Source organism: Streptomyces lonarensis (assembly GCF_012033735.1).
GTDB lineage: Bacteria > Actinomycetota > Actinomycetes > Streptomycetales > Streptomycetaceae > Streptomyces > Streptomyces lonarensis.
The window spans coordinates 1-11,034 of sequence record NZ_JAAVJD010000176.1 but is presented as its reverse complement, the minus strand read 5'-3'; the positions used below and the strand labels follow the sequence as shown (position 1 = coordinate 11,034).

Sequence of the window (11,034 nt, the reverse complement as noted above, 5' to 3'; positions counted from 1 at the left end):
CGCCGCCGCTGCCCGTGGGCCGGCGCGGCGCGGTGGAGCGGGACGGCGCGCGGGGAGGGTTCAGCGTCCGGCGGCGGCGACGCCGCTGCGCAGGGCGGCGAGTTCGGCGTACATGACGTCGCCCGGGCACTCGGTCGCCATCCAGTCGCGGTGGCCGCTGATGCTCTGCACCTCGCGCGTGCTGCCGTCGACCGGGTTCACGAACCGGATGCGCGCCAGCGGGTCCAGCCCGTGGAGCCGGGCCAGGGCGGTGCACAGCTCGGTCAGCGCGGTCCGGGCGGCCTCGGTGGGCGGGCGCCCTGTCAGGTTGCCCAGCAGCGCGATGCCGAGGTTGCCGGAGTTGGCGCCGCCGACGTGGGCGGCGGTGACCATGTTCCCCCGGGCGTCGTGGCCGGGCATTCCGGCAGCACCGGACCAGCGGCCCTCGTAGATCCGGCCCGCCTCGTCGACGAGGAACTGGTAGCCGATGTCGCCCCAGCCGTTGTCGACGGCGTGGACGTCGTAGATGGCGCGGACGACGGCCGCCGGATCGGGGGCGTTGTTGGCGGTGTCGGTGTGGTGGAGGGTGATCGTCTGGAGCGGGTAGAACGCCGGGGGCATGATCTCCGCGCCGTTCGGACGGAACCGCTTGGACTCGTCCGCGCCCCATTCGGCTCGGGAGAGGTAGGAGATGCCGCGCAGCCGGGGGTGCTCCTCGGGCACGCGCGCCCGGCGGCGCGGGCCTCCGGTGGTGTCGAGGGCCCGGGTCCGGAGGTTCCGTGCGCCCGCGGGCGGCTGGACCCGGTAGCCCGTGGCGCCGTCGGCGGCGATGAGGCGGGCGCCGCCGTTGGCGGAGGAGCAGGTCGCGGGGAGCGCGCTCCAGGCGCCGTCGCCCTCCGGCGTGCTGAACCGCACGCGGCCGCCCTCGGCCGAGCCGTCCCAGCGGGCGACGATCCATCCGGCGGAGAACGCCAGGGCTGCGGCGGTCGCGTCGGTGGGCTCGCCGCTGCGGGTCTCGGGGAAGGACCGTTCGACGGTTCCGTTCCGGGGCCGACCGGTGGGGGTGCCGGGGCCGACACCGCCGTGGTCCCGGCCGGCCGCCGCGACGACGGTCGGGGTGGCGGTGGTGGCCGCGGCCAGGCCGACGGCGGCCATCAGCCCGCGACGGCTGAGGAGGGGGATCGGGCGGCGGCCTCCGGTCGTGGCGTCGGGCGCCTGGGGCGGCGGGGGGTTGCCGGACGGTGCGGAGTCGGCGGATTCGTGGGGCGGCTGAGCCATGGGTGGAGTTCCCTTCGAGCCGGGGACGCGGGGGCCGGGGCCCGCTGCGCGGCGCACCCGGCCGAACGTGGACGGCAACCTAGCAGCGCTGCCACCCGGCGAGGGTTACGCGGACATCACCTCAGCAGGACTGCCCCCACGGGCGGTTCGGCCGCAGAGTGCCCACGGTGGCTGCCCTGGTGATCGCCCGAAAGGGTGACCCCGGGGCGGCGTGCCTCCGGCCCGGCAGGGGTGCGTCAGAAGAAGGTGCCGGCACTCGTCAGGCCGAGCATCAGCTGGGGCGCGACGGAGAGGGCCAGGGCCAGTAGCGCGGTGACAGCGATTGCGACGGCGACCGGCGCGGCAGGCCGCGGGCCGCGGCCCGCCGCGGCTGCGGCAGGCGCCGAGGCGGTATCCGCCTCGGGCTCGCCGGGCTCCCCCGGCTCCCCTGGTTCGACCGACCCGGCTGATCCGGCTGGTCCGACCGGCCCGGCTGCGTCGGCTGATGCGGCAGTGCCGCCGACCGTAGAGACCGCCGCAGGAAGGGCGGCGTCCGGCCCCGGCGCGGCCGGGCGGAAGAGCAGCGCCGCCCACCGCAGGTAGTAGACGAGGGCGATGACGACGTTGACCGCCGCCACCACGGCCAGCACGGCCAGTTCCTCCTGGACGGCGGAGCGGATCACCGCGATCTTCGCGAAGAGGCCGGCGATCCCCGGCGGCAGCCCGGCCAGGCACAGCAGGAAGAAGCCGAGGGCGAGCGCCGTCAGCGGGTTCCGGTCGTGCAAGCCGCGGTGGTCGGTCAGCCGGTGGCGGCCGGCACGCTCCGCCACGTGGGCGGCGACGGCGAACGTGCCGAGGTTCACCACCGCGTACATGACCGCGTAGGCGACGGTCGCGCCGATCGCCGCCGACCGGGCGTCGGCGTCCCGGGCGTAGCCGGCGGCGGCGAGCGGGACGAGCAGGTAGCCGGCCTGTGCGACCGAGGACCAGGCGAGCAAGCGGACCGTGCTGCGGTCGCGGTCGGGTCGGGTGCGGAGCGCGGCGACGTTGCCGGCGGTCATGGTGAGGGCGGCGAGCACGGCGAGGACCGGGCCCCAGACGCTGCCGAGGCCGGCGAAGGCGACGGAGGTGACGAGGACCAGCCCGGCGAGACCGGCGGTCTTGCTGACCACCGACAAATAGGCGGCGACGGGCAGCGGGGCGCCGAGGTAGGTGTCCGGTACCCAGAAGTGGAAGGGGACGGCGGCCGTCTTGAAGGCGAATCCGACGAGGGTCAGGACGACCCCGGCGCGGATCAACGCGTCGAGCGCGGGGTCGGCGGCCGCCAGCCCGTCGGCGATGCCGCCGAGGAAGAGGCTGCCGGAGCCCGCGTAGACGAAGCTGATGCCGAGCAGCGTGACGGCGGTCGCGACGACCGAGGTGAGGAAGAACTTGAGCGCCGCCTCCGGCCCGAGCCGGTCGCCGCGGCGCAGCGCGACGAGGGCGTAGGCCGGGAGGGTGGTGACCTCCATGGCGAGGACGAGGGTGGCGAGGTCCCGGGCGGCGGGGAGGAGAGCGGCGCCGGAGGCGGAGGCCAGCAGCAGGAACCAGAACTCGCCGCGCGGCAGCGCGCCGGCGGCGTCGTCGCCCCGCTGCCGCGTCAGCTCCGGGAGGGTGAGGAGTGCCGCGATCAACGCACCGCCGAGGACGATGAGTTGGATGACGACGGCGAAGGTGTCGGCGCTGTAGGAGCAGACGTCGGGCCGGTCGGCCAGGCAGAAGCTGGTGCGGTCCCCCCGGTGGAGCGGCAGCAGGGTCAGCAGCGCGAGGGCGAGCCCGGCGGCCGCGATGGTCCCCAGGTGCCGCTTGCGCGCCTCGGGGAGGAAGAGGTCGGTGAGGAGCACCGCGACGGCGGTGACGGCGACGACAGTGGGCGGGGCGAGGGCGATCCAGTCGATGGTCTGGACGAGGCTCATCGGCCGACTCCTTCCAGCAGGAGCTGCACGGCGGGGTCGGTCAGCCGCAGCAGCAGCGCGGGCCAGAGGCCGATCAGCAGGGTGAGGGCGGCGAGCGGCAGAAAGAGCGCCGACTCGTCCCGGTGGAGGTCGGGCAGTTCCGGTTGCCGGGCCGCTTCCGCCGGTGGCGCGGCGGTCGCCGTGGCGGTGACGGTGCGCTGCGCCCTGACGGCAGCGGCGCCGGCCGCGTCGACTGTGCCTGTGGCTGTGGCTGTGCCTGTGGCTGTGGCTGTGCCTGTGGCTGTGGCTGTGCCTGTGGCTGTGCCGCCCGCGTCCCCCGTGTCGGCGCCCGTTCCGTCGGCGTCGCCGGGGGCGGCCGGGGTGGCGCCGTGCGCGCCGGTGGGGACGTCCGGACGTCCTGCCCCCGCCCCGGGGGTGGGCGGCGAGCCCGCGCAGACGCGGCGGACGACCTGGAGGAGGTAGGCGGCCGTGAGGAGCGTGCCGAGGCCGGCGATCGCGAGGCAGACGACGAACACCGGGCGGTTGAGCCCTTCGGCGGGGTTGAACGCCCCGAGCATCGCGAGGAGTTCACCCCAGAAGCCCGCGAGCCCGGGGAGGCCGAGGGAGGCGACGGCGGTGAAGGCGAGGAGCGCCCCGAGCCGGGGCGTCCGTCCGTAGAGCCGGGCCCCTCCGCCGTGGGCGGCGAGGCGGTCGAGGTCGGTGGTGCCGGTGCGCTCCTTGACCGCGCCGGCCACGAGGAACAGCAGGGCGGTGATCACGCCGTGGGCGATGTTGGCGAAGAGCGCGCCGTTGACGCCGGTCGGCGTGAGGGTGGCGATGCCGAGCAGCACGAACCCCATGTGGCCCACCGACGAGTAGGCGATGAGGCGCTTGAGGTCACCGCCGGCGCCGGAGCGCACCAGGGCGAGGCAGGCGAGCGACCCGTAGATGATGCCGGTCACGGCGAACGCGGCGAGGTAGGGCGCGAAGAAGCGGATGCCCTCCGGGGCGACCGGCAGCACGATGCGGACGAGACCGTAGGTGCCGAGCTTCAGCAGGACGCCGGCGAGGAGCACGGAGCCGACGGTGGGGGCCGCGGTGTGGGCGTCGGGGAGCCAGCTGTGCAGCGGCCACATCGGGGTCTTCACCGCCAGCCCGATGCCGATGGCGAGGACGGCGAGGATCTGGGTGGTGCGGCTGAGTCCGTCGCCGTGGGCCTCGGCGAGCACCACCATGTCGAAGGTGCCGGCCTGGAGCCCGACCAGCAGGAAGCCCAGCAGCATCACCACGGACCCCAGCAGGGTGTACAGCACGAACTTCCACGCGGCGGTGGCCCGTTCGGCGCCGCCCCACCGGCTGATGACGAAGTACATCGGGATCAGCACGGTCTCGAACGCCAGGAAGAACAGGATGAGGTCGAGCGCGGCGAAGGTGGCGAGGGTGCCCGTCTCCAGCACCAGCAGCAGCGCGACGAGGCCGCGCGGGCCCGCACCGCCCTCCCCGGCGGGCGGGCGCCGCAGCACGTGCACGGCGCAGAGGAAGCACAGGAGCGCGGTGAGGACCAGCAGCGGCAGCGAGATGCCGTCCACCCCGAGGTGGAGGCGGATGCCGAGCGCCGGGACCCACGCCACGTCCGTCACCGCCTGCGGCGCACCGGCGGCGTCGCGGTCGAAGGCCGCCGCGAGCAGCAGTGTCCCGGCGAGGGCGGCGCCGGTGACGGCGGTGCCGATCCGCCCGGCGGTGCGGGTGGACCCGGGGCCGCGCGGCAGCAGGAGCACGACCACCGCCGCGAGGAGGGGCAGGGCCACGGTGGCGGCCAGCAGCGGCGCCGTCACGGAGTCGTTGAGCGGGAGCACGGGACTCTCAGCCTCCGGTGCTTGCGAGGGCGGTGGTCACGAGCAGCACGATGACGGCGGCGACCAGCACGGTGAGGTAGGTCTGGGCGTTGCCGTTCTGGGCCCGTCGGACGAGGTGGCCGAGGAGCCCGGGCAGGGCGGCCGCCCCGCGGACGTAGGTGTCGACCACGGCACGGTCGAGGAAGCGGGTGAGCCGGGCGGCGCCCTCGGTGGGGCGGGCGGCGAGGGCGGTGGTCGCGGCGTCGAGGTGGAACCCGGCGGCGGCGCCGCGGTGGAAGCGTGAGCCGAGCAGCGACAGCCCGGGGTCGGGCGGTTCGTCCATCTCGTAGCGGCGTCGCCAGGCGGCCCAGGTCGCGACGCCGCCGATGACGGCGGCGCCGGTGGCGACGGCCGAGGTGCCGAGCGTGGGGGCGAGCGAGGTGCCGTCGAGCCAGGACGGCAGCCAGCGGTAGCCGAGCCCCATGAGCAGCGCGGGGACGGCCAGCAGCCAGAGGACGAGGGTGGTGACGCCGCTGACGGCCGGGGGCTGCGGCAGGGGTTCCGGCCGTGCGGAGACCGGGTCGTGGAAGGCCATGAGCCACAGCCGGGTCGCGTAGGCGGCGGTGAGCAGCGCCGTCAGCAGGGTGGCGACGAGCACCAGCCACGCCCCGGCGGCGGGCACTCCCGCGGGGGCGCCTGCCGGGTCCAGGGCCGCGGTCTCCGCCGCGTGCAGGATCGCCTCCTTGGAGAAGAACCCGGAGAACGGGGGGATCGCGGCGAGCGCGAGCAGGCCGATGGTCATGGCCCAGAACGCGTCGGGGGCACGGCGCTTTATGTCACGGGTGCGGGCCATGACGCCGAGGGACCCGGTGCCGGCGACGGTGATCAGCACACCGGCGGCGAGGAACAGCAGCGCCTTGAACGCACCGTGCGTCAGCAGGTGGAAGACGGCGGCGTCGCGGCTGCCGACGGCCAGCGCGCCCGCCATGAGGCCGAGTTGGCCGATGGTGGAGTAGGCGAGGACCCGTTTGAGGTCGTCCTGCGCGAGGGCGGCGATCGCCGCTCCGACGGCGGTGAGCGCGGCGACGACGGCGAGGACCAGCAGCGCTGCGGTGGAGGAGGTGAAGACCGGCAGCAGCCGGGCCACGACGTAGACACCGGCGGCGACCATGGTCGCCGCGTGGATGAGGGCGGAGACCGGGGTGGGGCCGGCCATGGCGCCGGGCAGCCAGGTGTGGAGCGGCAACTGCGCGGACTTACCCGCGACGCCGACGAGCAGCAGCAGCGCGACAAGGGTGGGGCGCTCCAGCTCGAAGTCGGCGAGGGACGAGGTGAGTCCGTTGACGATGTGGCTGATCCGGAAGGTGCCGGCCTCGGAGGCGAGGACGAGGATGCCGATGAGGAACGGCACGTCGCCGAGCTTGGTGACCAGGAACGCCTTGAGCGAGGCGGCGCGGGCGGCGGGGCGCTCCCAGTAGTGGCCGACGAGGAAGTAGGAGCAGATGCCCATGACTTCCCAGCCGACGAGCAGCACGATCAGGTCGTCGGTGTAGACGACGAGCAGCATCGCGGCGGTGAAGAGCGAGACCAGCGCCGCGTAGGAGGGGTAGCGGGGGTCGTCGCGGAGGTAGCCGGTCGAGTAGAGCTGGACGGCCGTGGCGACGACGGCGACCAGCGCGGCGACGAGGACGGCGAACCCGTCGAGGTGCAGCGCCAGTTCGACGGGCAGGGCCGGGTCGCCGGTGGGGGTGAGGACGGTGGCCGCGGTGAGCGGGGCGTCACCGCCCTGGCGGACGGCGACCAGCACGGCGAGGGCGGTGGCCGCCAGCGTCGGCAGCACGGCCAGCGGCCGCACGAATCCGGGCGCGGCGCGGCCGGTCAGGAGTATCAGCGCGGCGGCGGCGAACGGCAGCAGCGGGACGAGGACGGCCGCGGTGGTGGTGGTCACGGGGTGGTGGTCTCCTGTCCGCGCGCGGCGTCGATCGCGGTGGGCCGCGCTGCCGCGTCGGTGGGCCCGGCCGCCTCGGCGGCCTCGTCGGCGCCGGGCCCGTCGCGCAGCGCGCGGAGCCGGTCGAGGGCGACGGTGCCGCGGCGGCGGTACACCAGCAGCACGATGGCGAGGCCGATGCCGATCTCGGCGGCGGCGAGCGCGATCAGGAACAGCGTGAAGACCTGGCCGGAGTGGAGTTCGTCGGCCAACCACACGTCGAAGGCGACGAGGTTGAGGCTGACGGCCGCCAGCATCAGCTCCACCGACATCAGCACCAGCACGGTGTTGCGTCGGGCCAGCACGCCGTAGAGGCCGACGCAGAACAACAGCACGGCGAGGGTGGCCGGATGGACGAGGTGCATCAGCGCCTGCCCTCCTCGGAGTCGTCGCGGCGGGCGCGCGAGATGACGATGGCACCGACGAGGGCGGCGAGCAGCAGCACCGACAGTGCCTCGAACGGCAGCACCCAGGTGCGGAACAGGCTCTCGCCGAGGGCGTCGGACCGGCCGTGCGGCGTGGAGAGGTCGATCCAGGTGGTGCGGAAGGCGTCCACGACGAGCGTCACGAGTGTCGCCGCGGCGGCCAGCGCCACCACCAGCGCGACGGGCTTGTTCCGCGAGTCGGCGTCGGGGGACGGCCCGATGGGGGCACGGGTCAGCATCAGCCCGAACAGCAGCAGGACCACCACGGAGCCGAGGTAGATGAGGACCTGCACCCAGGCGATGAACTCGGCCGTCAGCAGCAGGTACTCGACGGCGAGGCCGCCGAGGGCGACGACGAGGTACAGCGCGGCGTGGACCAGGTGGCGGCTGGTGACGCAGAGGATCGCAGCACCGAGGACGACCACGGCGACCAGCAGGAAGACGATCTCGACGCCCGAGGGCGAGAGCACGCTGCGTCCGCTCTCGCCGACGGCGGCCAGCACCGGCAGCGCGCCGGCGCTCACCGCGACTCCCCCGTCTCGTCGCCGGCGGGCCGGTCCCGGCCCTGCTCCTGGCCCTGCTCCTGCTCCTGCTCCTGCGCGGCGCGTTCGGCGGCGCGGCGGGCGGCGGTCAGCTCCTTGGCCTCGACGGCCGCCTCGGTGAGCGGTGGCGGTTCCGGGACCGTCCACATCCACTCGCGCAACTTCTCGCGCTCGTGCGTCAGTTCGCGGATGTCGGTCTCGGCGTACTCGAACTCCGGCGACCAGAAGAGCGCGTCGAAGGGGCAGACCTCCACGCAGATGCCGCAGTACATGCAGAGCGAGAAGTCGATGGCGAACCGGTCCAGCACGTTCCGGCTGCGCTCCCGCCCGCCCGGCGCGGCCGGCGGCGCCGTCTCCTTGTGGGAGTCGATGTAGATGCACCAGTCGGGGCACTCGCGGGCGCAGAGCATGCAGACGGTGCAGTTCTCCTCGAACAGCCCGATGACGCCGCGGGTGCGCGGCGGCAGGGAGGGCAGGTTCTCGGGGTACTGCTGGGTCACCGCACGCCGGGTCATCGCGCGGAACGTCACGGCCAGCCCTTTCGCCAGCCCGGAGCCGAAGCTCAAGAGATCACCACCTTGACGACGCCGGTCAGCGCGATCTGCGCCAGGGCCAGGGGAACGAGGACCGTCCAGGCGAACTTCTGGATCTGGTCGGCGCGCAGCCGGGGCCAGGCGACCCGCGCCCAGATGACGAGGAAGCACAGCGCGCCGGTCTTGAGCAGCATCCAGAGCCAGCCCAGCTGGTCGGGGAACGGCCCGTGCCAACCGCCGAAGAAGAGGACGGCGGTCAGCGCGGAGATCACGACGATCCCCGCGTACTCCGCCAGCAGGAAGAGCGCGAACCGCAGCCCGGAGTACTCCGTGAACGCACCGAACACGATCTCCTCGGGGGCGATCGGCGCATCGAACGGCGGCCGGTGCAGCTCGGCGATGCCCGCCGTGAAGAAGACGAAGGCGCCGACCAGCTGCCAGGGCACCCACCACCACTGGAACCCGTCGAGGATGCCGGTGAGGCTGAGCGTCCCGGCGGCCATCACGACGGAGGCCGCGGCGAGGATCAGCGGCAGTTCGTAGGCCATGAGCTGTGCGGCCGTGCGCATGCCGCCCAGCAGCGAGTACTTGTTGTTGCTGGCCCAACCGCCCATCAGCTGGCCGAGGATGCCGATGCCGAGGACCGCGAGCACGAAGAAGACACCGGCGTCGATGACCTGGCCGACGAGGCCACCGGGGCCGAGCGGGATCGCGACGAGCACCACGCAGTAGGGCACCAGGGCCACGGCGGGGGCGAGTTGGAAGATCCGCCGGTCGGCACCGGCCGGGACGGTGTCCTCCTTCTGCGCGAACTTCACTCCGTCGGCGACGAGTTGCGCCCATCCGTGGAAGCCGCCGGCGTGCATCGGGCCGACCCGGCCCTGCATGTGGGCCATGACCTTGTGCTCGGCCTGGCCGACCAGGAGCGGCAGGACGAGGAAGGCCACCAGTACGGCGACGACGCGCAACGTCACGTCGAGCAGGTCCATCAGCCGTCCCCCTCGCGCCGGTCGGCGGTGCCCTCGGCGGTGCCCTCGGCGGTGTCACCGTCGGTGTCGCCGTCGGTGTCACCGTCGGTGTCGCCGTCACTGTCGGCGGCGGCGGTGTCGGCGGCGGCGGTGTCGGCGGCGGCGATGCCATCGGCGGCGGTGTCGGCGGTGCTACCGGCGGTCTCGCCCGGGTCGGCCGCGCCCGATTCCGGGGTGCCGGCCGCCGGGGCCTCGCCGGGGCGGTCGGCCTCGGTCGTGGAGGCGGCTTCGGCCGCCTGATCCGCCGCGCCCGGCTTCGGGGGCTCCGCCGGCCCGGGGGCGTGCCAGGGGGCGTCGGTGCTGCGGCGGCCGGGCACCGACGGCCCGTCGACGGGGGCGACCGGACCGGTTCCGGCAGCCCGCTGGCTCGCCGAACCGTCACCGGCCGACCGCGACCGGCGCGGTCGCCGCGGCTCACCTCCCGGAGCACCCTCCGGCACACCGCCCGACGCCTCACCCGCAGCCCGCTGGCTCGCCGAACCGTCACCGGCCGACCGCGACCGGCGCGGTCGCCGCGGCTCACCTCCCGGAGCACCCTCCGGCACGCCCCCCGACGCCTCACCCGCAGCCCGCTGGCTCGCCGAACCGTCGCTCGCCGAGCGGGTGCGGCGCGGCCGGCGGGGTGCGGCGGCGTCGGGGGTTCCCCCGGCGCTCTCCGGCGCCGCGCCGGGCGGGCCCGCCTCGGTACCGGTCGGTTCGGTGGTGGTGCCGGTCGGCGCGTCGGGGCCGCCGGGGCGCCGCCGGGCGGCGCCGCGCGCGGGCGCGGCTCGTCGGACGGGGGCGTCCGGCAGGGTGCCCTTGAGCGGGCCCCACTCGTTGGGGTCGGGCACACCGGGCGGCAGCATCTGGCGGCGGCGCGGGGCGCCCGCGCCGGCCTCGCCCGGCTCCTTGGCGCCGGGCCACGCCTTCACGACGCGGGCCGCCAGCACGAAGTCCTTCCGCAGCGGGTGCCCTTCGAAGCCGTCGGGCAGCAGCAGCGGTTCCAGGCCCGGGTGGCCGGTGAACCGCACGCCGAACATCTCGTGGGTCTCCCGCTCGTGCCAGGCGGCCCCGGCGAACAGCTCGGTCAGTGTCGCCAGTTCGGGGGCCGCGTGCGGCACGGTGGTGCGCAGCAGCAGGGCGCGCGGCGGGCCCCCGGCGGCACCGCCGGCGGGGGCGCCGGGGAGTGCGACGAGGTGGAGGCAGACGAGGAAGCCGGTGCCGGGCTCGTCCACGGCGCTGAGCCAGTCGAAGAAGTCACACCCCAGCCGGTCGCGCGCCGTCGTCGCGGCGGCCGTCCACGCGGTGGCGGGGACGTCGACCGTCAGCGTCCCGTACGCCTCGGAGGCGGCGGCGCCGGGCCCGAACAGCTCCTCGGCGGGGGCGGGCAGCCAGCCGGTCACCGCTGCTCCTCCGGGGTGCTCGGGTCGCCCGGCCGCCCGCTGTCGGCACCCGCGCTGTCGGACCCCGACCCGGCGGTACCCGCTCCCGCCTCGTCGGCGCCGGCCCCGGCGGCGCTCGGCCCGGCGGCGCCC

At 75.1% G+C, this 11,034-nt stretch carries 9 protein-coding genes; all 9 read right to left on the bottom strand.

All coding sequences use genetic code 11. The features are described from left to right. Positions 1-60: 60 nt before the first annotated feature. The 9 genes from HCN56_RS18985 to HCN56_RS18945 all read right to left on the bottom strand — a co-directional run bounded on the left by HCN56_RS18985 (position 61) and on the right by HCN56_RS18945 (position 10,902). Positions 61-1,257: a peptidoglycan recognition protein family protein gene (locus HCN56_RS18985; RefSeq protein ID WP_245246734.1), complete on the bottom strand. Its 1,197-nt coding sequence runs from the start codon at positions 1,255-1,257 to the stop codon at positions 61-63. Positions 1,258-1,493: 236 nt separating this feature from the next. Then, on the bottom strand, positions 1,494-3,191 hold the full coding sequence (locus tag HCN56_RS18980) for an NADH-quinone oxidoreductase subunit N (RefSeq protein WP_167972761.1): 1,698 nt from the start codon (positions 3,189-3,191) through the stop codon (positions 1,494-1,496). Continuing rightward, positions 3,188-5,026, bottom strand: coding sequence for a complex I subunit 4 family protein (locus HCN56_RS18975; protein WP_167972759.1), 1,839 nt, complete (start codon positions 5,024-5,026; stop codon positions 3,188-3,190). The genes HCN56_RS18980 and HCN56_RS18975 overlap by 4 nt, the downstream gene beginning before the upstream one ends. A gap of 7 nt (positions 5,027-5,033) precedes the next feature. Continuing rightward, complete coding sequence (locus tag HCN56_RS18970) at positions 5,034-6,953, bottom strand: NADH-quinone oxidoreductase subunit 5 family protein (protein ID WP_167972757.1); 1,920 nt, start codon at positions 6,951-6,953, stop codon at positions 5,034-5,036. Beyond that, complete coding sequence (nuoK, locus tag HCN56_RS18965; RefSeq protein WP_167972755.1) at positions 6,950-7,357, bottom strand: NADH-quinone oxidoreductase subunit NuoK; 408 nt, start codon at positions 7,355-7,357, stop codon at positions 6,950-6,952. Before nuoK ends, HCN56_RS18970 begins: the two co-directional genes overlap by 4 nt. Beyond that, positions 7,357-7,941, bottom strand: coding sequence for an NADH-quinone oxidoreductase subunit J family protein (locus tag HCN56_RS18960; protein WP_312871297.1), 585 nt, complete (start codon positions 7,939-7,941; stop codon positions 7,357-7,359). The genes nuoK and HCN56_RS18960 overlap by 1 nt, the downstream gene beginning before the upstream one ends. After that, positions 7,938-8,474 (bottom strand): 4Fe-4S binding protein, encoded by a 537-nt coding sequence (locus HCN56_RS18955; RefSeq protein ID WP_167972765.1) that lies wholly within the window; start codon positions 8,472-8,474, stop codon positions 7,938-7,940. Before HCN56_RS18955 ends, HCN56_RS18960 begins: the two co-directional genes overlap by 4 nt. Positions 8,475-8,521: 47 nt before the next feature. Next, the gene (locus tag HCN56_RS18950) at positions 8,522-9,481 is read right to left on the bottom strand and encodes a complex I subunit 1/NuoH family protein (RefSeq protein ID WP_209314045.1); all 960 of its coding nucleotides are present in this window, start codon (positions 9,479-9,481) and stop codon (positions 8,522-8,524) included. After that, positions 9,481-10,902, bottom strand: coding sequence for an NADH-quinone oxidoreductase subunit C (locus tag HCN56_RS18945; protein ID WP_312871296.1), 1,422 nt, complete (start codon positions 10,900-10,902; stop codon positions 9,481-9,483). Before HCN56_RS18945 ends, HCN56_RS18950 begins: the two co-directional genes overlap by 1 nt. Positions 10,903-11,034 lie beyond the last annotated feature (132 nt).